The organism is Pantoea coffeiphila, from assembly GCF_016909495.1.
Classification (GTDB): domain Bacteria; phylum Pseudomonadota; class Gammaproteobacteria; order Enterobacterales; family Enterobacteriaceae; genus Erwinia; species Erwinia coffeiphila.
Window position 1 is genome coordinate 1,032,987 of sequence record NZ_JAFBFW010000001.1, and the last position, 24,190, is coordinate 1,057,176.

The 24,190-nt window shown below is 49.6% G+C and carries 23 protein-coding genes and 1 pseudogene; 15 read left to right on the forward strand and 9 right to left on the reverse strand.

Annotated elements, in window-relative coordinates; all coding sequences use genetic code 11:
• On the forward strand, positions 1–1,647 hold the full coding sequence (locus tag JOE09_RS04815; protein ID WP_082144862.1) for a GMC family oxidoreductase: 1,647 nt from the start codon (positions 1–3) through the stop codon (positions 1,645–1,647).
• Positions 1,640–3,130: an aldehyde dehydrogenase gene (locus JOE09_RS04820; protein ID WP_048762581.1), complete on the forward strand. Its 1,491-nt coding sequence runs from the start codon at positions 1,640–1,642 to the stop codon at positions 3,128–3,130. The genes JOE09_RS04815 and JOE09_RS04820 overlap by 8 nt, the downstream gene beginning before the upstream one ends.
• Before the next feature lie 44 nt (positions 3,131–3,174).
• Here the strand turns inward: JOE09_RS04820 and JOE09_RS04825 are convergent, their stop codons facing one another.
• On the reverse strand, positions 3,175–4,095 hold the full coding sequence (locus JOE09_RS04825) for a LysR substrate-binding domain-containing protein (RefSeq protein ID WP_040206036.1): 921 nt from the start codon (positions 4,093–4,095) through the stop codon (positions 3,175–3,177).
• A gap of 644 nt (positions 4,096–4,739) precedes the next feature.
• Between JOE09_RS04825 and JOE09_RS04830 the strand changes: the two genes are divergently transcribed.
• Positions 4,740–6,008 (forward strand): tyrosine-type recombinase/integrase, encoded by a 1,269-nt coding sequence (locus JOE09_RS04830; RefSeq protein ID WP_048762580.1) that lies wholly within the window; start codon positions 4,740–4,742, stop codon positions 6,006–6,008.
• A gap of 149 nt (positions 6,009–6,157) precedes the next feature.
• Here the strand turns inward: JOE09_RS04830 and JOE09_RS04835 are convergent, their stop codons facing one another.
• Together JOE09_RS04835 and JOE09_RS04840 are read right to left on the reverse strand one after the other, a co-directional pair.
• Positions 6,158–6,880, reverse strand: a complete 723-nt coding sequence (locus JOE09_RS04835; RefSeq protein ID WP_040206044.1) for a sulfite exporter TauE/SafE family protein — start codon at positions 6,878–6,880, stop codon at positions 6,158–6,160.
• Positions 6,881–6,891: 11 nt separating this feature from the next.
• Entirely contained in the window at positions 6,892–7,788 is an 897-nt protein-coding gene (locus JOE09_RS04840; protein WP_032936819.1) for an oxidoreductase, read from the reverse strand.
• 76 nt (positions 7,789–7,864) lie between these two features.
• Between JOE09_RS04840 and JOE09_RS04845 the strand changes: the two genes are divergently transcribed.
• The 3 genes from JOE09_RS04845 (at position 7,865) to JOE09_RS04855 (ending at position 12,616) form a co-directional block, all read left to right on the forward strand.
• Entirely contained in the window at positions 7,865–8,749 is an 885-nt protein-coding gene (locus JOE09_RS04845; RefSeq protein WP_004899254.1) for a MurR/RpiR family transcriptional regulator, read from the forward strand.
• Positions 8,749–9,606 carry a DMT family transporter gene (locus JOE09_RS04850; protein WP_032754802.1) on the forward strand — a complete coding sequence of 286 codons (858 nt, stop codon included), beginning with the start codon at positions 8,749–8,751 and terminating at the stop codon, positions 9,604–9,606. Before JOE09_RS04845 ends, JOE09_RS04850 begins: the two co-directional genes overlap by 1 nt.
• A gap of 235 nt (positions 9,607–9,841) precedes the next feature.
• Positions 9,842–12,616: an ATP-binding protein gene (locus JOE09_RS04855; protein WP_048762579.1), complete on the forward strand. Its 2,775-nt coding sequence runs from the start codon at positions 9,842–9,844 to the stop codon at positions 12,614–12,616.
• Here JOE09_RS04855 and JOE09_RS26085 read toward each other — a convergent pair.
• Together JOE09_RS26085 and JOE09_RS04860 are read right to left on the reverse strand one after the other, a co-directional pair.
• Entirely contained in the window at positions 12,593–12,946 is a 354-nt protein-coding gene (locus JOE09_RS26085) for an MFS transporter (RefSeq protein WP_227952981.1), read from the reverse strand. The genes JOE09_RS04855 and JOE09_RS26085 overlap by 24 nt on opposite strands.
• Positions 12,947–12,958: 12 nt before the next feature.
• On the reverse strand, positions 12,959–13,780 hold the full coding sequence (locus JOE09_RS04860) for an MFS transporter (protein WP_227952978.1): 822 nt from the start codon (positions 13,778–13,780) through the stop codon (positions 12,959–12,961).
• A 172-nt stretch (positions 13,781–13,952) separates the two neighbouring features.
• On the opposite strand from JOE09_RS04860, the gene JOE09_RS04865 reads away from it, so the two are divergent.
• Positions 13,953–14,759 carry an SDR family NAD(P)-dependent oxidoreductase gene (locus JOE09_RS04865; RefSeq protein WP_016530710.1) on the forward strand — a complete coding sequence of 269 codons (807 nt, stop codon included), beginning with the start codon at positions 13,953–13,955 and terminating at the stop codon, positions 14,757–14,759.
• Between the two features lie 236 nt (positions 14,760–14,995).
• Positions 14,996–15,914 (forward strand): annotated as a pseudogene (locus tag JOE09_RS04870) (hypothetical protein).
• Between the two features lie 571 nt (positions 15,915–16,485).
• Here JOE09_RS04870 and JOE09_RS04875 read toward each other — a convergent pair.
• The 4 genes from JOE09_RS04875 to JOE09_RS04890 form a co-directional block, all read right to left on the reverse strand.
• The gene (locus JOE09_RS04875) at positions 16,486–16,842 is read right to left on the reverse strand and encodes a helix-turn-helix domain-containing protein (protein ID WP_048762578.1); all 357 of its coding nucleotides are present in this window, start codon (positions 16,840–16,842) and stop codon (positions 16,486–16,488) included.
• 112 nt (positions 16,843–16,954) lie between these two features.
• Positions 16,955–17,818, reverse strand: a complete 864-nt coding sequence (locus tag JOE09_RS04880; protein ID WP_032754812.1) for an efflux RND transporter periplasmic adaptor subunit — start codon at positions 17,816–17,818, stop codon at positions 16,955–16,957.
• Entirely contained in the window at positions 17,815–18,030 is a 216-nt protein-coding gene (locus JOE09_RS04885; protein WP_032754814.1) for a DUF1656 domain-containing protein, read from the reverse strand. Before JOE09_RS04885 ends, JOE09_RS04880 begins: the two co-directional genes overlap by 4 nt.
• The gene (locus JOE09_RS04890; protein WP_032754817.1) at positions 18,020–20,056 is read right to left on the reverse strand and encodes an FUSC family protein; all 2,037 of its coding nucleotides are present in this window, start codon (positions 20,054–20,056) and stop codon (positions 18,020–18,022) included. The genes JOE09_RS04885 and JOE09_RS04890 overlap by 11 nt, the downstream gene beginning before the upstream one ends.
• 76 nt (positions 20,057–20,132) lie before the next feature.
• Between JOE09_RS04890 and JOE09_RS04895 the strand changes: the two genes are divergently transcribed.
• From JOE09_RS04895 to JOE09_RS04925, 7 genes are all read left to right on the forward strand, one after another.
• On the forward strand, positions 20,133–20,939 hold the full coding sequence (locus tag JOE09_RS04895) for an AraC family transcriptional regulator (RefSeq protein ID WP_032754820.1): 807 nt from the start codon (positions 20,133–20,135) through the stop codon (positions 20,937–20,939).
• 600 nt (positions 20,940–21,539) lie between these two features.
• The gene (locus JOE09_RS04900) at positions 21,540–21,734 is read left to right on the forward strand and encodes an AlpA family transcriptional regulator (RefSeq protein WP_032754823.1); all 195 of its coding nucleotides are present in this window, start codon (positions 21,540–21,542) and stop codon (positions 21,732–21,734) included.
• Positions 21,735–21,786: 52 nt separating this feature from the next.
• Positions 21,787–22,374, forward strand: coding sequence for a DUF2857 domain-containing protein (locus JOE09_RS04905; protein ID WP_032754824.1), 588 nt, complete (start codon positions 21,787–21,789; stop codon positions 22,372–22,374).
• Positions 22,364–22,573 (forward strand): TraR/DksA family transcriptional regulator, encoded by a 210-nt coding sequence (locus JOE09_RS04910; RefSeq protein WP_022065314.1) that lies wholly within the window; start codon positions 22,364–22,366, stop codon positions 22,571–22,573. Before JOE09_RS04905 ends, JOE09_RS04910 begins: the two co-directional genes overlap by 11 nt.
• Positions 22,574–22,967: 394 nt before the next feature.
• Positions 22,968–23,189: a hypothetical protein gene (locus tag JOE09_RS04915; protein WP_048762577.1), complete on the forward strand. Its 222-nt coding sequence runs from the start codon at positions 22,968–22,970 to the stop codon at positions 23,187–23,189.
• Between the two features lie 72 nt (positions 23,190–23,261).
• Complete coding sequence (locus tag JOE09_RS04920) at positions 23,262–23,906, forward strand: lytic transglycosylase domain-containing protein (RefSeq protein WP_032754830.1); 645 nt, start codon at positions 23,262–23,264, stop codon at positions 23,904–23,906.
• A complete protein-coding gene (locus JOE09_RS04925) occupies positions 23,903–24,181 on the forward strand; it encodes a TrbC/VirB2 family protein (protein ID WP_032754832.1) in 279 nt (92 codons plus the stop codon). Before JOE09_RS04920 ends, JOE09_RS04925 begins: the two co-directional genes overlap by 4 nt.
• Positions 24,182–24,190 lie beyond the last annotated feature (9 nt).

The window sequence follows — 24,190 nt, forward strand, 5'->3', positions numbered from 1 at the left end:
ATGAACAATAGCAAGACCTATGACTACATCATTATTGGTGGTGGTTCCGCAGGTTCAGTACTGGCCGCCCGGCTTGCAGAGCAGGCAGATCTCAAGATCTGCCTTATCGAGGCCGGTAGCCGTGATGAAACCCCGCGTATCCAGACGCCTGCGGGCACCATCACCCTGTATAAAAGCAAAAAGTTCAGCTGGAACTTTTATTCAACGCCACAAAAAAGCCTGGGGGGACGGCAAATCCACGTCCCGCGCGGCAAGGCGCTGGGTGGTTCCTCATCCATGAACAGCATGATTTATATTCGCGGATTACCTTCTGATTATGACCGCTGGGAACAGCAAGGTTGTGAGGGCTGGGGCTGGAATAATGTCCTGCCCTGGTTCAAACGATCGGAAAAGAATCTGCTGTCTCAGGACCCGGCATATCATGGTTTTAACGGCGAATTACTGGTCGATAAACCGCGCGATCCCAATCCGGTATCAGCGCTGTTTGTCGCGGCGGGCAAGCGGGTCGGATTAGCGGAGAACACCGACTTTAACGGTAAATCGCTGGCGGGGGTCGGCATTTACAACGTCACGCAAAAGGATGGCAAACGGTTATCATGCTATCGTGCATTTTTGCATCCCCATATTGGGCGCAGCAATTTGACCGTGATGACTGACTGCACCGTGCAAACGTTGATCATTGAAGACAAAGCGGTCAAAGGCGTGCGAATAACTGAGCATGGCCGCGATCAACCCACGTCAATTCTCTGCCGCCATGAAGTCATCCTTTCGGCCGGCTCGATCGGCTCACCGCATATTCTGCTGAAATCAGGTATCGGGCCTGCTGCCGAACTTGAGGCCGCAGGTATTCCGCTGGTGCACCCTCTTCCCGGGGTGGGCAAAAATCTTCAGGACCATCTGGATGGTCTGGTCACCGTGCGTTCCAGAAACCCTCTGACGCTTGGTTTTTCCCTCGCCGCCTGGAAACCGATCCTGACATCCCCCTTCCAGTATCTCTTTCGTCGCAAAGGTTGGCTAACCACCAATTATGTTGAAGCCGGTGGCTTTGCCGCGACAAAACTCAGTAGCGATGAACCCGATATTCAGTTCCATTTTGTGCCGGGTTATCGCAGCCATCGTGGCCGTTTATTTGAATGGGGCCACGGCTATGCGATTCACACCTGCGTTTTACGTCCGCGGTCGATCGGCGCGTTGCAGTTAAAGCGTGATGGGCAGATCGCTATTGATTTTAATTTCCTCGCCGATCCTTATGACGCCAGCGTGCTGGTGGAAGGGATAAAAGTAGCAAGGAATATTCTGGCTCAGCCGGAATTCAATGCATTGCATGGCGAAGAGATGCTGCCGGGCAAACATATCCAGACTGACGAACAGCTGCATCAATACGTCAAAGAATATTGCGCCACGGTTTTCCATCCGGTTGGCACCTGCAAGATGGGGCGGGATGAAATGAGTGTTGTCGCACCGGACACTCTCAAGGTATATGGCGTGGAAAATTTGCGCGTGGCAGATGCATCAATTATGCCGACGCTTATCAGCGGCAACACCAATGCGCCTTCAATTATGATTGGCGAACGTGCGGCAAGCATGATCCTGCAAGGAACGCCGGTAGCTGAGACCGAGACGAATAAGGAGAACGCTTATGCATAATCGTGATTACTGGCAAGGTCTGCTGAACCAACAACGCTTTAGCACGCATGCCCTTATCGGGGGTAAACCTTACTTCGCCAAAGCGGAGAAAACCTGGGCGGTGGTGAATCCCGCCACCAATGCAGTGTTAGCGGACGTCACCGCTTGCCAGGCTGAGGATATTGACGCTGCGGTGCGTTCAGCACGCCAGGCATTTACCTCTGGTATCTGGTCTGAATGTCCTTTAGCGCAACGCAAAGCCGTGCTGCGCAGGCTGGCGGAGCTGATGCTGGAGCACCGGGAAGAACTGGCGCTGCTGGAAAGCGCAAGCATGGGGAAACCGGTGCTCGATGCCTATAACGTTGATGTGCCTGGTGCTGCTCATGTGATGGCCTGGTACGCAGAAAGTATCGATAAGATTTATGACGAGGTTGCCCCCACCCGTCCGGGTACCCTGGCAACCATCACCCGTGAACCTGTCGGCGTGGTTGCCGCCATTGTGCCGTGGAATTTTCCCCTCGATATTGCCGCCTGGAAAATTGGCCCAGCGCTGGCAGCCGGAAATAGTGTGATCCTGAAACCCTCGGAGAATTCGCCTTTCACCGCACTGAAACTGGCAGAACTAGCGCTGGAGGCCGGGTTGCCCGCCGGGGTGTTAAACGTTGTTACCGGGCTGGGGATCGAAGCCGGTGCTGCGCTGGGCCAGCATAACGATGTTGATGTGCTGACCTTTACCGGTTCAACCGCGGTGGGCAAAGCCTTTATGGCCTATTCCGGCCAATCCAATTTGAAGCAGGTGTGGCTGGAATGTGGTGGCAAAAGCGCCAACATTATTTTTGCCAATTGCCAGGATCTCGATTTAGCCGCCGAAAAATCCGCCTTCGGTATCTGTTTCAACCAGGGTGAAGTTTGTTCAGCTAACTCCAGATTATTAGTTGAGCGTAAGATCTATCCCGACTTTATGGCGAAGTTGATCACGAAGTTGCACGGCTGGCAACCTGACCACCCGCTTAACCCCAATGCGAGGATGGGCGCGATGGTTTCGACTGCGCATAAAGATAAGGTGATGGATTTTATTCAGACCGCAGTGACTCAGGGCGGTATTGTGCGCGCGGGTGGCGAGCAACGCGAAATCGAGACAGTCGCTAACTACATCCTGCCGACGGTGATTGAGATTGAAAGCGAAAACGTTAACTTATGGCGTGATGAAGTATTCGGTCCGGTGCTCGCGGTAAAAGTCTTTGATGATGAGTCGGAAGCCATCGAACTGGCGAATAATCATATTTACGCCCTTGCTGCGTCTGTATGGTCGGACGACCTGAATCAGGCACATCGTGTGGCGCGCAAACTGAACGCCGGAACGGTGTCGGTCAACACCGTTGATGCGCTGGATGTGACCGTTCCTTTTGGTGGCAATCAGCAATCGGGTTTTGGCCGCGACCTGTCTTTACATGCCTTTGATAAATTCACCAAATTAAAAACCACCTGGCTTGAATTACGTTAAATACAACTGACGTTTGCTCTACCCGCAACGGGTAGAGTAACAATTTAATGGCTGCTGACGGCCGGAGTTAATTCAACACTGCGGCAATAATCCATAAATAACCGCGTGGGCCGCGTGGGTTCATTATTTTGCAGATAAGCCATAATCAGCGTCGATGCCGCCATTTCATCGATAATATCCAGTTGCACCAAGCGCTGCCCATCGTATGTCATATCCGAACAGGGCCGGGTCACCAGCACCGAAAAGCCCAGCCCCTGCCCGACCATGCACCGCACCATTTCAATTGACGGAGAGCTATAGGCCACTTCAGGGTAATAACCATTCTCTTTGAAAATGCTGATAAAGTAATTTTTGCTGGGTACCGCATCCAACAGGATCATCGGTTCGCTTGCCAGTTCCTGTAATGTCACCGCACTTTTTTTCGCCAGCGGATGCGCCGCCGGTAGCAGCGCATAGGGTTTATGCGGCGCATTCAGCGGTTCTTTCTGAATCGCGTTGTCCAGGTCAAGATCGTAGAGAAATGCCATGTCAAAACGGCCACGATGTAAACCGTGCATCAGCTCATGCTGTTCACCGTCGTACAGCTGAATATTGATTTCCGGATAGAGTTTTTTGAAACCTGCAATCAGCTTGGGCATATACAGCGGAGCCGCCGATTCAAAACAACCCACGGCGATGGTGCCGCAAACCAGCTCATTTTCTGCGCGTGAACTTTGCTCAAACTCATAGGACAACCGCAGCAACTCCTTTGCTTTTTCGTAGAACCGTCTCCCACTGGAGGTGAGCGATACGCCCTGTGCATGATGGCGAATGAACAGCTGCTGTTCAAAAGCGTCCTCAAGGTTTTTGATGGCGACCGAAATCGAAGGCTGGGCGATATGCAGCTGGCGTGACGCTTCGGCGATGCTTTCGGTCTCAACCACAGTGACGAAATATTTAAGTTGCTTGAGTGTGAAATGTGTCATGAAAAAACCTTTATAAAATATCTTCGCGTTAACATTCTAAATAGTCTCATTCTATCTAATTTTAATATGCAATATTTGCGCCATAGTTAAGAGCTACATTGTTATTCTAAAATTTAAGCTTCAGTTCGCCCTTCTGTAGATAGACATAACCATGGGTGTAACGCGACTACCGTTATGCGTTGAAGCCTGGGGGGTAGAAAACGTCACAAGTAGCGTAGCTACTCATTGTGGTATTTATCGGTGGCAATGACTCAGCCAGAAGCCAATGTTTCTTAAATGCTTCAGTTTAAGATGTAGAACCTCTGCTCCCAACACCGCTGCCGACGTGGAGGCTAAAATGTCAATTTATGAATCTATATGGATTGCTGCCGAAACAGCATGACATTTCGTCTTCCGCCCGAGAACTAAGGATTACTGCTAGTTAGTCATATTGGTTTTTGTAATAGCCCCATGCTCGCAAATGCGACCCAGTCAGAGGAGCCAATTTCCTGTTTGCATGCATCTTTGCGAATCCTTATCTGATATTGATTCAAGAGGTTAGCGTGAAAACTCTTCCCGGTGCATTTTGATTTTACCCTCCGCATCGGGAAAAATTGGTGGTCAAATCTGGGGTCAGGTTAGTTCGATGACGGAGTGACCCCCAAATGTCCCTTAACGACTCAAAAATCCGCACTTTAAAACCATCCGCAAAACCCTTCAAAGTTTCTGATTCTAACGGTCTGTACCTTCTTATCAAACCAGGCGGCTCACGTCACTGGTATCTTAAATATCGTATAAACGGCAAAGAATCCCGCATTGCACTGGGTGCCTATCCTGCCGTCTCCCTGTCTGATGCCCGCCAGCAGCGCGAAGGTATCCGTAAGATGCTGGCGCTGAACATCAACCCGGCACAGCAGAGGGCTGCTGAACGCAGAGCCTGCACACCAGAGAAGGTGTTTAAAACAGTGGCGCTGGCATGGCATAAAAACAATAAAAAGTGGTCGCAGAACACCGCTGACCGTCTGCTTGCCAGCATGAACAACCATATCTTTCCTGTAATTGGTCATCTGTCCGTCACGGAGCTTAAACCCCATCATTTCATTGACCTGCTGAAAGGTATTGAGGAAAAGGGCCTGCTGGAAGTCGCGTCCCGCACGCGGCAGCACCTCAGTAACATCATGCGCCATGCGGTCCATCAGGGATTTATCGACACCAACCCGGCAGCAAATCTTGATGGCGTGACGGCTCCCCCCATGAGACACCACTATCCCGCCCTGCCGCTGGAGCGGCTGCCTGAATTGATTGAACACATTGAAGCATATCATCAGGGCCGTGAACTGACCCGGCTTGCTGTCCTGCTGACGCTGCATCTGTTCATTCGCTCCAGTGAGCTGCGCTTTGCACGCTGGTCAGAAATTGATTTCATAAACAGAATTTGGACGATACCCGCCACACGCGAAGCCATTGTGGGTGTGCGTTATTCAGGGCGCGGTGCAAAAATGCGCACTGCTCATATCGTGCCCCTCTCACAGCAGGCTATAGCTATTCTGAAACGGATTAAGGAAATATCCGGGGCTTACGAACTGGTCTTCCCCGGCGACCATAACCCGTACAGGCCGATGTGCGAAAACGCGGTTAATAAAGCACTGCGCCTTATGGGATTCGACACGAAACAGGACATCTGCGGACATGGCTTTCGGGCAATGGCATGCAGTGCCCTGATGGAGTCTGGCTTATGGTCGCAGGATGCAGTGGAACGCCAGATGAGTCACCAGGAGCGCAACACCGTGCGTCTGGCTTACATTCATAAGGCTGAGCATCTGGAAGCCCGCAAGGCGATGATGCAGTGGTGGTCAGATTATATCGATACATGCCGGGTCGCATACGTACCACCTTTTAACACAGGGCGGGATAAAAACAACGAAGCTGCATGACCAATAACAAAAAGCTGTATCAGCATACCCTGGTACGGCTTTATTCATTTCTGATGGCTTGCCAACCCCTCCACCCCGACCCGTCGCTGCCTGTAGAAAGCTGTTACACAACAACAACACGCTTGCGCCGTCAGCCCTGGCGTGCCATTTCATTTGAGAGCAAGGATCATCCCTACTGCCCCAGCGACGAGAACGGCATCAATGAGAAGCTCGAACGTATGCGTCTGGAGTTTCTGGACGAGACGTTTCGCAATCATCGAACCGACGAACAATGCGATGCCGATGGCAAGTCCATGTGTGAGGACAGGCTGCGCGAGTGCGCCCGATATACCGAACGTAGCTAGCTTGCCAGCGTAGAGCAGGATTGCGCTTGCCGCCTCTGATCCCAAAAATACGCCTCCACTCATTCCGTACCCGGTAAATACCGGCACGCTGAGCGGCCCGGTGGACAGCACGAATCCGGTCAGAAACCCGACAATCGCCCCGGCAAAACTCATGTGCCAGAGATTCAAGTGGAGGTTCGATCGTCTGATGAGACGGCGCAGCGGGATCATCGCAAGGAAGAAAGCTGCCAGGAATACCTCCACTGTGCCAGGAGAAATCGTAAGTAACGTGTGCGCCCCGAGAACAGCCGCAGGAACTCCCGCCAACGAATAGGCAAACACCGGTCGCCAACGAATCTCATGCCACCAGACAATCACCCGTCCGATGTTGCCGAAAAGGGAGGCGATCGCCATAACAGGCACAGCAATCCGTGGCCCGTACGTGGCGACGAGGACGGGCAGCATGATTAACGACGAGCCAGTGCCGACGACACCGCTGAGTACTCCGGCACCGAGAGCGACGAAGAAGAGAAGTAAGAGTGCAATCATCGGCTTTAAGATCAACCAGGGCCATCGCTCGCAGCCGCAAGAAGCGGTACCAGGATGTCGCTGATCGGCGTTGGAATGCTGTGAACCCGGCCGCGACGCGCAATGACGCCGTTGCGGATATCCCATTCAAGCGGTCGGCCAGCTTCTCGATCCGTGAGGATGGAGGTGCTCATGTCTGCAGGAGCCGCCCGGAACTTATCGAGGATCTCCTGCGGCACTTCGTCTCCGAGTTCAGCGCCCTCTGCACGTGCCACGGCCAGGCATTCCTGCAGATAAGCCAGCGTAAGCCTGGCGATATCAGCACGGCCAAACATGCCTGAGCGGCGGTGCGTGAGTGCCATGAGTCCAGCCACCGCATTCTGCATCAGCTTGCGCCAGGCCAGGGAGCTGAAATTCGCGGCCAGATCTACGGAGCACCACGTGCCTTGCAGCGCTGCGGCCACTACACGGGAAGCTGGTGCGTCTGGCACGCTGAGGCGCGCCTCACCACGCAAGCGTACCGAGCCATCGGACTGCGCTTGAGCAGGGAACCACACGACAGCGGGAACGATCTGTCCGGGCAGAGAGTACGTAGCGAGCCTGTCCAACTGTTCGACCCCATTCTGGAGCACGCATATAACCGTCTCCGGGCCAGTCAACGCCCTGAGCCATTCTGCTGCCGCGTCGATTTGTGTGGACTTGACTGCCAGAAAGATAAGATCAACCGTGCGAGTGATTTGTGCCGGATTCGTCTGTACCGGACCGGGTACGGTGATAAAGCGGTTGCCATCTTGCAAGGTCAGGCGATCGCGGGGAGTACGTCCACACAGCAATGGTGTGCGGCCGACTTCGTGTAACGCCGCCGCGACTGTTGTGCCGATGGCACCTGGACCTAAAACAGCAACAACTGTATTGATTTCAGTGTTCATGAATGTGGACTCCTTGCAACAGAATCTAATTACGTGGTGGTTGTGCCCTTCCCAAAGGACATGTAATATATTACATATGAATAAAGAAAATGGTAATAGAATTTCAGAAGGTGAGCAGCGGTTACAGCAATGGCTTGGCAGCATTCACGCCCGAAGCGGCGACCTCGCTGCAAGTGAGGCTAAAGTTGTCGATCTCCTGCTTGTCGATCCTTTATTTGTCGGTACAAGCACGGCAGCACAGGTTGCCACCCGTGCTGGTGTATCACCGCCGACAGTAATACGCGCTGCACGAGCGATCGGGTTCACCGGGTTCACTGAACTTAAGATAGAGATTGCCCGGGCTCGTGGCACTGCCCAATTCTTTGCCCCGCCTGAAGTTCTTACAGCGGATGCGACGCTGGCATCAGTGCTGGAAACATCAATTCGTGCTGGTGTAGACGCACTGACTGCGCTCAGCGGTGCTATCGAAATCTCCGCACTTGATGAGGCGGTCGATTTAATCCAGAGCGCACGCCAGGTATTTGCATTTGGTGCTGGTCCCTCTGCGACGGTTGCCGCTGATGCGGTCTTTCGTTTGCGGACGGCGGGTGTGATAACCGTCAGTATCCAGGATTATTTATCAGCGATGATTGCTGCTCGTCTACTCGGTCCAGGCGATGTCATCATCGTCGTCAGTTCAACAGGGCGCACATCATCCACACTCTCCATCGCTGATGCAGCATCCTCGGCAGGAGCATCGCTTATTGCAATAACTAACCAGTACGATACCCCACTGGCGACACTCGCCAACGTTTCGCTCGTTGTTGGCGGAATGCCACTCCCGGCACAGATGGCCGCTGCCGGGAGTCGACTGGCCCAGCTCGTCGTTATTGATACGCTGGTCGCTGCTCTCACTCTGCGGGATAAAGAACAAAGTCGCCGGGCTGAACGGGCGGGTATTGATTTGCCCGATATGTCCTGATGCAGTTCAGCACGGTAGCAATGATTCTTACTGCTGCGGTAGCTCATGCAGTATGGAATATAGCCTCAAAATACAAGAGGGAAGACACTCTTGTGTTCGTCTGGGCGTACAGCTGTGCCTCATCATTGCTGTGGGTCCCGTTCAGCCTCATTCTGATAGTTGAGGGACAACAGGAACTCGACTGGAGACTCGCTGTCGGCGCAGTTATCTCGTCTGCACTTCATATCGCTTATTCTCTAATCTTGCAGGCTGGCTACGAGCGCGCCGAACTGGGTGTTGTTTATCCGATTGCCCGAGGAAGTGGACCAGTTCTGACGATACTGTTTGCAACCCTTCTCATGGGAGAACGGATTTCACCAGGCGCTTTACTCGGCGCTTTTATCGTTATCGCTGGTATTTTCGTTGTCACCGGCAATCCGTTCAGGAGCGGAAGCCGACCACTACAGGGAATGCTTTGGGGGGCAGCGACAGGCACCGCCATCGCTGGCTATACACTCTGGGACGGTTATTCGGTAATCTCTCTGCACCTGGATCCAGTGCGCTACTACGCCAGCACACTCCTGCTACAGAGTCTGATTCTTACCCCTGGTGCGATGCGGCGACGAAATCGCATTCCAACTGCTGTACGTGTGGATATCATCCCAATCCTTATCATTGCTGTATGCTCTCCCCTTGCCTATATCCTTGTACTGACAGCCATGCAGAGCATGCCACTGGCACTCGTCGCTCCTCTCAGGGAAACATCCATTATTGTCGGCTCCCTTCTTTCGTACTGGCTTTTTCGTGAAAATCATCTGGCACGCCGGATTGCCGGTGCAGTGGTGGTGCTGACCGGCATCGCAATAATTAGCCTTTGATCGCTTCGTTGGATGCCAATCGTCGTCTTATTGTCAGCGTGGATCGTTCGTCGAAATTCAGTTTTCATCACCAGCTTGATCGCAAAGCTATGCCACATAGCACTATTGGCTTTATAATCATTAACGGTAAAAGTGGTATTGAATAGTTATACGCCGATGCAGCACATTCAACATGTAGCCTGATTCTGATGACCACTTTCGTTAGAAATGGCTTACTCCATACCGAGAGTTCGTGATGCTCAAAACAGAAGATCTCAACACCATGATATCAATTGATGAGATTCACTTTGCTGACTGGCAAATCTGGCCACAGCTAAGGATTCTGTTACATCGGGGTAAGCCAGTAAGAATTTCTGCCAGAGCTTTTGATGTTCTGGTTGTTCTGGTGAGTGCTGGAGGTAAAGCGGTAAGTAAAGAATCTTTACTTACTCAAGTGTGGGGAAATGAAATCGTCGAAGAAAATAATCTTCAGGCACAAATTTCTGCTATACGCCGCATACTGGGACATGACCGCCATCTACTGATTACTGAATTTGGTTGTGGTTATCGCTTTAATATCAACAAATTGCCAACTAAACCGCTCTCTAAATCAGAAATACCTGAGCCCGCTGTTACCCCTTTTCTCGCATCGATTCTGGGGCGTGATAAAGCTGTGCAGGAATTATGCACCTTATTGGATCAATACCGTCTGGTGACGGTTACAGGCTCAGGGGGCGTGGGTAAGACTCGTTTGGCATGGGAAGTCGTCAGCCTTACACACTCGCATTTTCCTGATGGAATATGTGTGGCTGAACTGGCGCATATCACCGAAGCATCCAGCTTGCTATCTGTTATTTCACAAGCGCTCCATCTTCCATTAGCTGCCATTCATAATGATGCCGATTTACGGCAACAGCTTGCACGGCGTCGATGTTTACTGCTGATTGATAACTGTGAACATGTAATTAGTGAACTGGAACCAGTGATTACGTTGCTCCTGCGCCTGGCTCCCCATATAAAACTGTTGTTGACCAGCCAGGTAGCGTTACAGGTTGCCGGCGAGCAACAATATCTACTACCGCCATTACAAGTTCCTGAGAGCGAAGAGGCTGATACCCACGAGTTACTGACTTTTGACAGTGTCCGCCTCTTTATCGAACGTGGGCAGGCCAACCGACATAATTTCCATCCATCAGCCAGCGAACTGTCGTTGATTGGCGAGTTATGCCGTCATCTTGACGGTCTGCCGTTGGCGATTGAACTTGCGGCCTCCCGTCTGCCAGTCATGAGTGTCAAAGAGATCTATAGCCGACTGGAAGACCGTTTCCAGCTATTGAGCAATACGCACAGCTCTCTGGTGCCCAGACATCAGAAAATACTGACCACGCTGGAGTGGACTTATCAGTTACTCAACACTCGTGAACAAAGATTATTTTGCTCTCTGGGGATCTATACCGATATGTTCAGTGTGAAATCAGTAAGTGACCTTCTGCTGATTAAAGACAAGCATCGCTGGCAGGTTGTTGACGATCTGCAAAGATTGCTGTCTTTATCCCTGATTCAGGTCAGTACTCAGGTACCAGAGACCCGTTTCCGCCTGCTGGAAACCATGCGCCAGTTCGCATGCGATAAACTCAGGCAACAGGGTGAATATACTGTTCTTGAAGCCCGTTTTACCGGTTATTATAAAGTTCTGGTAGAAGAGGCCCAAGGTGATTGGTTTATGCTGCCAACGGGACAGTGGCGTGAACGTTATAGCCATATGCTTAATGATTTGCGGAGCATATTACAGCAAACGTTGGCTGAAGGGGCCGCTCCCTCTAAGGGGCTTGAGATCTTACAAGCGATGACCCCTTTTTGGATTGAATATTCACTCTACGATGAATGTCAGCGCCATATCTATCCTTTGCTTTATGAAAATACTTCTCGGGTAGTATTAACGCTACGCCAGAGAATGAATCTCAGCGCTGTAGCAGGTAAGGCGTCAACCTGGGCAAAAGGCCCTACGCCTGAAACACATTCAGCCTGGAAAACCGCGCTTGCACTTGCAGAAAAGCTCGACGACAAAGAAATACGTTTACAGGCTCATTACGGATTATGGTTGTATTATCTGCGTACTGGCGAGTTGGATAAAGCGCTTGAGCATGCGCAATCTATGTGCGAGCTGGCACGGTCCATTAGTGACGAGGAGGCGATGGCAACCGGGCTGCGTATTCTCGGTGTATCCCTGCATTTTTTGGGGCGTCATTATGTCGGGCGTGATTATCTCCAGCAATCTCTTGACTGGTATGAACATGGCGAATTAAGTCACTCTTTCCGTTTTGGTCTTGATCAAGAGAGCGCCGGTCAGGCCTTTCTGTCTCGTTTACTCTGGTTACAGGGTGAGTATAAGGCCGCGAAACAGATGGCATGGCGCGGTGTTAAAAAAGCCGCTCGTTTGCAGCATGTCTGTTCTCTTTGCTGTGCACTGGCTGAAGGCGCTTGTATGACAGCAGCACTGGATCGTAATCCGCGTTGGGTTATAAAGGCCGCAAACTGGCTTATTCATCTGGCAAAAAGGCATGATTTATATTTCTGGAAGACATACGGCGAGCTGTTTCTTGTTTGGGCCAAACAGTTCAGTCATACCGATGTTAGTCAAACCACACTGTTTAGCTCGTTGCGGGCGATGGGATTAGATTGGCAATATTCCCCCTTGTTGTCAGAAATTGATACCGGGTTATCGCTGAGAGCCACCCGCCAGGATCATGAAAACTGGTGCACGCCTGAGCTGATGCGTCTTTCTGCCACTCAATTACCTCCTCAGAAGCAACGCCTGCTGTTGGAGAAGGCCCTGGACAAAGCGCGTCAGCAACAGGCTCATGGCTGGGCCCTCCGTATTGCTTATTCATTGGCGACATTGCAGGCTGAAGCCGGGGAAAAATGGGCTGCTAAACAATTGATACAGGACGCTTTACATGATGTTGATGACTCAGACAATGCGACGGATGTAAGAAGTGCTATTGCGCTATGTGCCCGAATAGGGGCCTGAATATTTACGTTTTACGGCTATCAACATCCCCATGATCACGAGTCCGCCCCCTGCTGAAGAAATCAGCGCCCAGCTATGAGTTGTCTCCCATAACCAGGTGGCAGTCAGTGAGCCACATGCTCCGCCAATAAACATAACGCACATAAATAATGTATTAAGACGGTTTCTGGCATCCGGACGCAAAGAATAAATCGTGTGCTGATTAGCTATCAGTACACATTGCTCACCCGCATCCAGTAGTAGAATGCCCACCACCATACCCACAATACTGTTCCATCTCCAAAAAACAGTCCAGGCTAGCAGCATGAGTATCACACCAAAAACAACCATTCGGAATGGTCCCTAACGATCGCTGAAACTTCCCGCCAGAGGCGCACACAGAATACCGATTAACCCCAAAGCAGCTAGGGCGCCGGTTATCCCTGCACCGTAATCGTAGCGATGAGCTAACCAGAAAGGGAGCACGGTCCACAGCACGCTGAAGGAGGCAAACAGCATTGCTTGTGTAAGAGTTGCACCACGCACCTGCGGCTCGTTTTTCCACAGCAGTCCTAATGAACGTAATACCGCCAGATAGTTAAACTTTGGCGTTGACAACGACTGAGTAGGCAAAATGCGTAAGATGAAAAATATAGCCAGCAATGTCATGATCGCGCCGGATAAAAAGACGCCACGCCAGCCGAAATACTGACCAATAAGGCCTCCGATAGCCCGGCCAGCAAGGATACCTGCCAGGACACCGCTCATCACCGTACCAACGGTTTTACCTCGTGCAGAAGTTCTTGAGAGCGAGGCGGCAAGCGGCACTATCTGTTGAGCTACTGTTGCAGCCATCCCGGTAAGGAAGGAGAAGAACACCAACACTGTCGCCGTTGGGGATAACATCATGCCGATCATTGCCAGGAAAAGCACCTGCGCTTGACGCAGGATAAGCCACTGACGTTCAATATAATCGCCAAGGGGGATCAGAAAGAATAAGCCCACCGCATAGCCTACCTGGGTGACCATGGGGATCAAAGAAACAGCTCCCCATTCATTGGGAAAGGATCCGGCAATTAAATTCAGGACAGATTGATTAAAATAAATATTAGCCACAACAATACAACAAATAATCCCCAGCATAAGAATCCTGGTAGAAGAAAGCTCGTGATTGTCCGAACGCATTGACCACTCCTGGCACTAAACTCAATATTGTCTGGAGTATAAGCAAAGGCGACACCCAACTCTTTGACCGCTTTTTTCAGACATCTGAATTCTGATGCACAAGCTCCTGAAAAAGAGATTTGTTACTAATACTGCTCATGTTATTGACTGTGCTTAACTTGAGGAGCAACAAATGGATTTAAAACTGACTGGAAAAGTGGCTCTGGTAACTGGAGCCCATACCGGAATTGGTTTCAGCATTTGTGAAGAATTGGCCGTGAATGGTGTGCATTTAGTCATGGTGGCCAGACGAGAACCTGAGCTGATTCTTGCTGCGAAAAAAATTTCAGAGAAATACGGTGTTTCGGTGCTGCCTATTGCCGGGGATGTGACTGATCCCAAACTACCTTCTTTAGTGGTTGAACAAGCGGAAAAAGTTTTTCAGCGTATTGATTTACTGGTGAACAATGCCGGAAGAGCCCATGCGGGCACGCTGTTAACCACTTCGGAAGAAGACTGGCAGATAATGACTGAGACCAAATTCTCCGCCATGCGACGTTTTTGTAAGGTAATCATCCCCGGGATGCAGAGACGAAACTGGGGGCGTATTGTCAATATCTCATCCATTGGCGGTATCTACCCTAATCCGCAACTTACCGTCTCACACGCACTGAGCGCCGCTATCAACAACCTGACCCGTAGTTTAGCACTTAGCGTGGCTCCGGATGGCATTCTGGTCAATGCGATCGGAGTGGGTGCTGTCGCGACGGATAACTGGGCGCAGAACATGCTACCGAATGTTCGCAATCGTCGTCCTGAACTGGCTGACAGAACAGACGAAGAGGTAATGGCATTACTGGGTAAAGAGAAAACGCCTGTGGGCCGCTTTGGACTTCCTGAAGATATTGCTGCAATTGCTACGTTCCTACTTTCTGGGAGGAATCAGTTTGTTACTGGACAGACAATTGAAGCATCAGGCGGAGCAGACAGATTTATGTAATGTCTTCCATTCAACTTAAATAATGTTTGAGAATTGAATTAGTTTAACCTGATATTTGTTCTTCTTTTCAATCACTGCGAAATATGAGGCCGGATATGGGGGACTGAAACGCTAAGAAGCCCCCGTATCAATATAATCCAAATATTATAACGTAATAGATCCCGCACCATGAAATTAATTTCACTGGAAAATTCATGGTATTTTTTTTTAAAAAACAGAAATAGAGGAAAACCACTATGTCAAAAAAACAAACACTATCAAATACAAACTATAGTTCGCCTGACTGGCTGACTATCCGTGAAGCAGTCGAAGTGATAAATAAAAAAGGACTGAAAATTAAAAAAAAGTGACATTTACAGGCATGCATTACATGGCAGCATTCATCTCTCTATTTACTTTCAGTCGCCAATTACATTACGAAAAATACAGAGATCGAGCTACAAAGTAAGGCTCAGACCATGTGATATGTCATCAATAAATCGTTTATGCCTTCTTGACAAAAAAGCGTTTATTGAAGGACATAATTTTATTGTTAGCACTACTGGCAAATATATCATTCCCACAGAGAGAGTGATTGACACTCTATTGATTGGATATGAATATGTTCTAGTGCAAAAATTACTTTCCCGATCTCTTAAAATACCATTACCTGTAACAGGAGCTATTGATTTTAATCATGGCATAACAGTTAGCTTACAAGGAGAACCATTTCAACTATTCGATAAAATGACATGGGAAGAAAGAATAACACAAAAAATTATGCAACTCCCTAAAAACATTTCACCATATGTACATAAAGAGATATTCTCAAAGAGGATAAATAATTACCTGGGGAAAGAGTATTTCCCGGCTCATATTTTACCTCGGGATGCCTGGTTTGTTATTCGACATGCTGAACTTGATAAAGTCATTGACATCATAACCAATAGCAGAGTGCCCTCATTATCTGCAACGCGAATATCAACACCACTATCTCGTTTTTTCTGGCTGGCCTGTAAAAACAATGAAGTCATCCGTCCATTAATTAGTAAACCGTACAAACTACTATCTATTTTCGAACAATGGGCATCTGACGAAGGCATTACCGACAGGCTCAGTGGTGATACGTTAAAAACTGCACTCGTACGCGGTTCCCCCACATCAATGTCGGATTGACGCAAGTGAATTTTACCAAACCCAAATGTCCGTATTAAGGACTCTAAAATCAGTAATACGGACATAATTAGTTTTTTTGACTCTTTTTTCCTTGTCACCTCAAGGGACATTGTATTTCTGTACTACTGGTATCAATACATATCATCAATTATCAAGCATTAGAAAAGTAAAAGCAAAACAGTACTTAAATGCTCGCAACCACGCATATACATTAAAGCCACTCCTTATTAAAGGAGGGTTTAGTCGAATTGCATAGGTTCGATCGAATCCAAAATGCACGAAATAGATTAACCTTAATTTATCCAATCATTAAATACATACATGGGCTCGTAATTATATTCCAATTAATGAATACGAATTTACTTACCAATACATTACACATGCAAAAACACGAAAGCATACATTGCACAGGAAGACTTAGATTCTTTTCAATGAAATAAATGAGTGATTTCATTTCGTTCAATAAATCTATAACTGAGGTACTAAGACCATGATTACCAGATGAACCCCGTCCATAATCCAGATAGTTACTAAAGATTTAAAAGCTCACCTTATGATACGAGTAATTACCTTACTCCAAAGAAGACTTGCTTTTAATATTTACGGCATTTTTTCTATACCGGTGTGGTGGGACATTATATCTTTTTCGAAATGCCCTGGTTAATGATTGCTGAGAGTCAAAGCCAAATCGCATCGCGATGTTTATCAAAGATTCATTTGTTGTGATAACAGCTTCTAAAATAAGATATAATTCTTTCTCTCTGATAAAACCTCCTAGACTCTGCCCTGTTTCAGAAAAAAACAATCTCTGCAAATGCCATTTTGAATATCCGGACTTGATAGCCACATCATCAATTTTTAGTGGCATCTCTATATTTTTGTTTATCCAAACAATTAAGTCATTTACAATATCTTTCCTGTTTTTCATAACCGAAACCTCAGAATTACTCTAACAGAAACACATTCTCATCAGGCATATAGATCAAGAGCTGACAATCCCTAAGTTCTGCATAAATCCTCAATAGAGACCATACTTTTTATTATGGTGTGATGGATATACTCGCAGACAGTCCAGCCACCAATTCAATTCCCTCCGGCAATCTGTCAATATGAATCCGAACCGGGATACGCTGCGCGAGCCGCACCCAGCTAAAGGTTGGCTCGACATTAGGCAGGCCAAGCCCCCCGGTCTCGTCATTGTTATCATCTATTCCGCGTCCGATGCTCTCAACATGACCCGTGATCACCGGCTTAAATCCCATCAGCGTAATGTGTGCAGTATTTCCCGTGCGGATATGTTGCAACTTAGTCTCTTCAAAATAGCCAACCACCCAAAAACTATGGGCATCAATGATGGAAACTTTAGTTTCTCCCGCTGTGGCATAGTCACCAGGGCGAAGCCGCAAATGTGTGACATAGCCCGTAACCGGAGACCGAACAATAGCATGCGATAAGTTAAGCTCTGCAAGGTCCAGCGCAGCCAGTGCACCGTGGTAATTAGCCGCAGCGACGCTGGCTGCGCTGGCTGTTTGTTGTAAATCCTCGCTGGAAATTACCCCTTTAATCTGAGAGCGTCGTCTCGCCGCATCCTGGCGCATCAGCATTTCATGACGTTTCGCCTCAACATCAGCCTGTGCGCTGACCACGGCCAACCTCAACCAGTGCGGGTCAATGGAATAGAGCACATCGCCCCGATTAACCCACTGATTATCGCGGACGGCCACATTCAGCACCGGTCCGGAGACATCCGGCGCAATCTGTACCACATCCGCACGAACTCGACCATCGCGGGTCCAGGGGGTTTGCGCATAATGTTTCCAGAGAATAAAAGCCAAAAGCGTAGCCACCGCCACAGCGCTGAGCGTCAGCACGTAGCGGCCCAGTAGAGAAAGTAACGATTTCATTTAAAAAACCCCAGTTCGGTCAGCCCCTGCAGCAGCAGGTAAAAAGTAATAATGAAGACGGAAAAATCGATCATCGGTCTAAAGGGCAAGCGGCGGTAACCCTTGCTGAATGACAAGATATGTACGATAAATAGCGTACATGTCAGTGCAATGAGGGCAATTACCAACAGACCGGGTACAAAAACGCCCTCAATATTGAAATCATTGATCATTAGCAGGCTCCATTTTCTGAACGCTTAATGCGCAGTAAAGATCAACCAGTTGATCGACATAATGTCGCGATAGTTCATCTGTTACGCTCAAGCTGCGCTCAGTCAGAATGGCGATCCGTTGAAGTAAGGTGTCAATATCTGTCGAGTGTGTAAGAAGGGTGAGTACTTCTTTTATTTCTTTGTTCGCATGCGCATCACATCGGCGTAATCGCATTACACACAGCCCTATGCGCAGGGCGTACAACAAATGATGTGCCCGTTCCGGTGACTGTCCGCTGCGCTGCAAACGCGGCAGTATCAACGCAGCCCGATCGATCATCAGGTTGATCCAGAGAGTTTCATCAGTATTCAGCACACCTTTCACGCTGCGGTTAATATCGCGCTGACATAATTGAAGCAGGCGATTTATTGCCGCATCTGCCTGTACAGTTTGCAGAAAGCCCATGCTGAATACCGCAAAGCCAGTTGCAGAAAATAGTGCGATTGCGGTATTCACCGCCACGGCAAAATCCCCGCTGTAGTGGGCACCCAGCTCGCACAAAATAGGCAGCGTCAGTGTGATCCCCATCGCCATAAACGTGGTAGGCGGTCTGGCCTGGAGCGATCCAGCCAGCAGATAGATCGGAGCTAAAACCGTTACCAGCACGATAAAATCACTGACTTGTGGTAGTAGAACGAAACTGTAGATCAGGCTTATCACAACGCCCCAGAAGGAGCCGATAATGTATTTCACAATATGCGGGGCAGGCGTATCGAAGCCGCCAAACAGTGTGCAACAAACGCCAAGGATAGAAACCGCCGTACCGCCATCAGGCCATGCCGAGAAAATCCACACCATGCAGCCGCTCAGAATGATGGTGAAAGCGCCCAGAGCGGTGCGGGCAGCAGTGAGAGAATCGCGGTGGAATACATACCCTCTCACGGTATTCTTTTCCGATTGCGCAGGCGTCTGCTTCGCGTGATGAATGGCGTCCGAAAGACGATAGCACTGCTGCACAAGGACAATGGCCTCTAACAGGTAGCGCATAAAACTTACACGCAGCGCTTCTTCAAGCGTCAGCTCATACACTGAATAGCGCTGCAGTAATTTTTCACTGCTTTTTTTGAGCGCTTCACCCTCGCTTTTGAATTTTCCTTCATCTTTGCAGGCCAACCAGACCTCAACATCACCCAGCAGAATTTGCACATCGACAGGTATCGTCGCTATCAGCGCTAAACGGTCGCGTAACTCACAGTTAACAATGACTAATCGCGCAAGCCTGTCATGAAGCCTTTTTCTCGCTTGCCGGACCGGTACAGAGAACGCAAAATCATAAGGGACATGATGGCTGATACCCTGCAGGAACTGTAATGCCAGTGCCATATGCAGCGGCCCGGAAGCAGCGTCGGGTTTGCCTGCTAAAGTCTCTGCGATACGCTGTCGCGCCGCGAGTAGCGTCTGCGACAATTTACTGTTGAACTGGCCTGAGATGCGCGCGGGCAATACATAGCGATGAATAAGTGCCGCGCAGAAGATACCGATCATGATTTCCTGTATCCGAGTGATAGCGATGTCAAAAATCGCGCCAGGATCGGATACCGCAGGGAAGCCAATCAGACTCGCAGTGTAACCAGCCAGGACAAAACCATAGGCCCGGGGCGTGCGTTCCAGCAAGGATAAATAGAGGCAGAAGGTAATCCAGCCTGTCAATATCACGCTGCAAAATACGGAGGAATTCGCGAACGTGGGTACAATTAATACCGTTATGCCCGCGCCGACTACCGTTCCCACCAGACGATACAGACTTCTGCTCAGCGATGCTCCGACGGAGGTTTGGGAAACAATATACACGGTGATAATTGCCCAGGAAGGCCGCTCCAGGCCAATTGACAGTGCAATGTAGTATGCGAGCATCGCTGCGGCAAAACTCTTCGCGGAATAGAGCAGAGCGTTCGCATCATTCAGTAGTGAAGGAGAAGCCATACCGCGAAGACGTTGGCATATCGTGTGTAAAAAATGAAAGTAACTCGCGTTAATTTTTTTCATGCCGGAAATTATTACCGGCTTGCATATCCACTTAAATACTCTATTCTGTCAAAAAATACCTAAATGTTGCCAATCTATGTTACCCCCACTCGCCAATACGCTGTTTGATCCGGATGCCACCCCCTGTCCCGCAGTCGCGCGTCATCTGGATTTTGTCGATTACGCGGCCGAAGTGCCTGTGCATACGCACCGCAAAGGGCAATTGATTATTGCCCTCTATGGGGCGGTCATTTGTCGCGCCGAAAATGATATCTGGATCGTGCCGCCTGATTGTGCCGTCTGGATCCCTGGGGGAGTGCCGCACAGCGCCAAAGCTACCTGGAATGCGCATCTCAACTATCTGTTTATCGAACCCGGAGCCGCCGCGTTGCCGGAGCGATGCTGTACTCTGGCAATTTCCAGTCTGATTAAAGAACTTGTTGCCCGTTTAACCCGCGAGGGCGTCGGATACCCACCAGAAAGCCATCTCGCCAGACTGACCAGAGTAACACTTGATGAATTAGCCACCATGCCTCAGCAGAAACTGAGCCTCCCTGTGTCGTCGCATCCTAAAATCCGCGCCATGGCCGATGCTCTGGTCAGTCAACCTGATGACCGAAGCACATTCAAAACATGGGCAAAAAGACTGGCGCTTAGCGAGCGTTCTCTCGCGCGTTTAATGCTGCGCGAAACCGGGTTGACGTTCGGACGCTGGCGTCAGCAACTGCAACTGATAATTGCTCTCCGGGAACTGGCTAGCGGCGTTTCGGTTCAGAATGTTGCAGCTAATCTGGGGTATGAATCGGTTAATGCGTTTATCACCATGTTCAAAAAAACAATGGGAAGTACACCCGCGCACTATTTTGCCGAACGGAAAACAAGCGCACACTTAACCGATATTTAGCGACATCAGGTTATCCAAAAAACCATAGGTGAGTCATAGAGCTGCCATATCCGTCTCCCTGTGCGGGGGATCACACTACAGAATCTTTACGGCATGGAACCTCCAGCCAAGACTATATTGCCTCAGCCGCCTTAACGATAACAAGAATCAAAGGACTTTATTATATCTGTTGGATCGGTCTATACATGATCGGGAAGCACAATCAATTCAGCATTGTGTTAAGGAAGTAGTTGAGCATATATGTTTCGACCACACAGAACACTTCTATGGCGATGCTTCATAGCGCATTACCGCCAGAGTGGTAACGCCCCCCCTGACTGAAATTCACAATGAATGTATTTAACCGCATCTTTTTATTGTCCTCATTATCACGCTAAGTCATGACACCATTGCACCAGCGAAACGCTGAAAACTACACAGCAGCACAACTATCCTTCTCCACATCCTTATACAACTAATAACTTATTATTTATTCACTACAAAACCGTACTAAGGATCTTCCCATCAGTAATAAGGTGCTATCGGCTTTTCCTAAGCTTACTGCTGTGTTCTTTTATTTTCTCTGGACATGCACCAGTCATTCCACAATAGGAGAATACAATGACATCACATCAGTTATTACGTTTAAAACAGGTCGAAGAAAAAACCGGTTTGAAACGCTCTCAAATTTACCTGTATATGAAAAATGGAACCTTTCCACGTTCAATAAAAATTGGCCCGGCCAGTGTGGCCTGGCTCGAATCGGAAATTGATGAATGGATCAGCCTTAAATTGGCCGGACGTTCAAACAGTTAAAAATGTCCGTTTATTTGCTCAACTTTTCCATATAGATTGAGGAGATAACAGAATGATTCCATTAATTAATTACACCATCTTAACTGATGCGTTGCACGCTCTGAAAGTTGGGGATATTCGTCACTGCGAGTCCCTCGGATTCACTTTCGACGAAATGAATGCTCTTAATCAGTTATCACTCGATGAACTGTTTGCTGTCAGCCGGGCGACGGCTCCCTTTGTTTCGGTCAGTGTCCGCCATGATGTCCTGCATCATTTACTGGCGCAGGCCCGACAGGAATACCGACAACAGCAGCAGATTAACCGGGCTATCCGGCTGGGCGGTTCTATCGCGTTGCTCAACCACTACTTTGGCTTGACGTCTAATGATGTCTGCCTTCGCCGACGGCTGCTTGGTGTCAGCGTGCCATATGGACGTACACCTGAGCCGGATGAAGAGACAGATGCCGAGATCTGGCGGCAATGGCAGAAGTGCCGGGTGGAAAGCCTTGAATCCCCCGACGCGCTGATGGCCATGATGCAGGTTACTGAACTCCTGCTACCAAGTTCCCTGGGACTATCACTCACCATGGTATGGAGACGTATCACGCTTTGTGAAAAGGAAGTTGCCGCTAACAGGAGGGCACCACATGCCGGATGAGATCGATCGCGATCAGGAATTTAATGAGCAGCGCCTGGAGGAGATGATTGAACAGAGTCGTTTTAAGCCGGGGTCGACACCATCATTATTTCACTGTCGTGTATGTGGTAAACCCATTCCAGAAAAGCGACGGCAAGCACTGCCGGGTGTAACCACCTGTACGGAATGTCAGGAAAAACTTGAACGTAGTAGCCGCTGACAGGATAAAAAGGACGTGTAGAGATGTTATATCTCTGCATGTCTTTATTATTCACGGTGAATGTTAATACCACTCTCTCGTGTTTTTTAAATCCTCATTATTCTCACTGCATCTTAAATACTCCACTATTTTTCTCTCTTCTTTTTGTTTTGAGTTTCTCATTTATATCCCTCACCAGATATTCGAATCTGAGAACGCCATTACAGCATTAGTCGCCCCTATGGACATTAATTCGTCCTGACAGGGTATTGCTCTTTAACAAAATGGATCGGGCTGTCACGTAACCACAATTCAGGGTGCCGCTGAATGTTCTCGCTGACCCGTTAAAACCGGAATGCAGAACCGGGATGTGACTGGTTTATTTCATTTACTGTTTTTGATCAAAGGAAATTCCATGAGAAAACCCGCTTATCACGTCTTTGTTACCCAGGAAAGCCAGCCCGATGTGCAGGGCGAAACAAACACGTACTGGACAAAAGTTGGCGTGGCCTTCGCGCATAACGGCAAGCCCGGTCTGAATATCGTGCTGATACCCGGTATTGCGGTTTCCGGCAGGCTGGTACTGCTCGAACCGAGAGAAGAAAGCGACATTTCACAGGATGCCGCTGCCACTTAATCCATTTTCTCTTCTTCTCACCCGGCGGCGTACTTTTCTGTAAGCCGCCGGTCTCTCTGTTGCGAGGCCAGCATGCTTTCCACCACTGCCTTTCTGGCACTGGCGGTGCAGTGCGCCGCCAGTATTCACCCGTCCACGTCACTTGATGTCGCACGGGTCGAATCCGGCTTCCACCCCTACGCCATTGCTGAAATCCTGCCAGACAGCCGGGGCGTGATTTCACATTTCCCCTCGAGCCTGCCGGAGGCGATCCTCCTTACCAGACAGCTGGCTGCACAGGGCCGACGCTATTCGGTCGGCCTGATGCAAATCACCAGCATCAATTTCCGCCATTACGGCGTCACGGCCAGCGACCTGCTTAACCCTTGCATCAATCTGTCGGTATTTGAGCGCATTCTCGCCGACTGTTACCGGCGCGGCGGAACACTGAAACGGGCGCTCAGTTGTTACTACTCCGGCAACTTTGAAACCGGCCAGCGGCCGGAATCCGCCTTTAACCAGACCAGCTACGTGCAGCGCATTGGCTATGTCGTCCCGTCCACGCGGAAAGACCGGCAGCGTGCCCCTGACCGGAACGCACAGCCGTCTGTCCGTTATCCCGCCGTTGTGCTGCGCGGCGAGCCTGCCGGTGCCACTGCGCCGATCCTGACTTCCCTGCATTATCCCGGTTCCGTCATTCGCGGCGCTATCCCTGTTATCCCTGATGAGGAGAAATGATCATGCGTAAACGCCGTTACTCCGCTGTTGTTTCCGTGCTGCTGTCTTCCCCGGTGCTGGCGGCGGACAGTGGTTTTAACAAGGCCAATGAAACACTGAGCAATACCTCGACCGGCCTGCTGGGACTGGCCGCCGTCACCATCACGCTGGCGACCATGTGGGTGGGCTACAAGGTGCTGTTCGACGGCAAGAGCCTGCACGACATGCGTAACGTCATCATCGGCGCGATCCTGATTGTCGGTGCATCCGGCTTCGGTGCCTACTGGGCGTCATAAGGGAGGCAA

Bases quoted from the DNA above. Each gene is read 5' to 3' on its own strand.
- JOE09_RS04865 (WP_016530710.1), top strand. From the start codon at position 13,953: ATGGATTTAAAACTGACTGGAAAAGTGGCTCTGGTAACTGGAGCCCAT.
- JOE09_RS04820 (WP_048762581.1), top strand. From the start codon at position 1,640: ATGCATAATCGTGATTACTGGCAAGGTCTGCTGAACCAACAACGCTTT.
- JOE09_RS04875 (WP_048762578.1), bottom strand. From the start codon at position 16,842: ATGAAAAACAGGAAAGATATTGTAAATGACTTAATTGTTTGGATAAAC.
- JOE09_RS04895 (WP_032754820.1), top strand. From the start codon at position 20,133: ATGTTACCCCCACTCGCCAATACGCTGTTTGATCCGGATGCCACCCCC.
- JOE09_RS04855 (WP_048762579.1), top strand. From the start codon at position 9,842: ATGCTCAAAACAGAAGATCTCAACACCATGATATCAATTGATGAGATT.
- JOE09_RS04890 (WP_032754817.1), bottom strand. From the start codon at position 20,056: ATGAAAAAAATTAACGCGAGTTACTTTCATTTTTTACACACGATATGC.
- JOE09_RS04880 (WP_032754812.1), bottom strand. From the start codon at position 17,818: ATGAAATCGTTACTTTCTCTACTGGGCCGCTACGTGCTGACGCTCAGC.
- JOE09_RS04815 (WP_082144862.1), top strand. From the start codon at position 1: ATGAACAATAGCAAGACCTATGACTACATCATTATTGGTGGTGGTTCC.
- JOE09_RS04925 (WP_032754832.1), top strand. From the start codon at position 23,903: ATGATCATGCGTAAACGCCGTTACTCCGCTGTTGTTTCCGTGCTGCTG.
- JOE09_RS04825 (WP_040206036.1), bottom strand. From the start codon at position 4,095: ATGACACATTTCACACTCAAGCAACTTAAATATTTCGTCACTGTGGTT.
- JOE09_RS04860 (WP_227952978.1), bottom strand. From the start codon at position 13,780: ATGCGTTCGGACAATCACGAGCTTTCTTCTACCAGGATTCTTATGCTG.
- JOE09_RS04840 (WP_032936819.1), bottom strand. From the start codon at position 7,788: ATGAACACTGAAATCAATACAGTTGTTGCTGTTTTAGGTCCAGGTGCC.
- JOE09_RS04830 (WP_048762580.1), top strand. From the start codon at position 4,740: ATGTCCCTTAACGACTCAAAAATCCGCACTTTAAAACCATCCGCAAAA.
- JOE09_RS26085 (WP_227952981.1), bottom strand. From the start codon at position 12,946: ATGGTTGTTTTTGGTGTGATACTCATGCTGCTAGCCTGGACTGTTTTT.
- JOE09_RS04885 (WP_032754814.1), bottom strand. From the start codon at position 18,030: ATGATCAATGATTTCAATATTGAGGGCGTTTTTGTACCCGGTCTGTTG.
- JOE09_RS04905 (WP_032754824.1), top strand. From the start codon at position 21,787: ATGATTCCATTAATTAATTACACCATCTTAACTGATGCGTTGCACGCT.
- JOE09_RS04900 (WP_032754823.1), top strand. From the start codon at position 21,540: ATGACATCACATCAGTTATTACGTTTAAAACAGGTCGAAGAAAAAACC.
- JOE09_RS04920 (WP_032754830.1), top strand. From the start codon at position 23,262: ATGCTTTCCACCACTGCCTTTCTGGCACTGGCGGTGCAGTGCGCCGCC.
- JOE09_RS04850 (WP_032754802.1), top strand. From the start codon at position 8,749: ATGCAGTTCAGCACGGTAGCAATGATTCTTACTGCTGCGGTAGCTCAT.
- JOE09_RS04910 (WP_022065314.1), top strand. From the start codon at position 22,364: ATGCCGGATGAGATCGATCGCGATCAGGAATTTAATGAGCAGCGCCTG.
- JOE09_RS04915 (WP_048762577.1), top strand. From the start codon at position 22,968: ATGAGAAAACCCGCTTATCACGTCTTTGTTACCCAGGAAAGCCAGCCC.
- JOE09_RS04835 (WP_040206044.1), bottom strand. From the start codon at position 6,880: ATGATTGCACTCTTACTTCTCTTCTTCGTCGCTCTCGGTGCCGGAGTA.
- JOE09_RS04845 (WP_004899254.1), top strand. From the start codon at position 7,865: ATGAATAAAGAAAATGGTAATAGAATTTCAGAAGGTGAGCAGCGGTTA.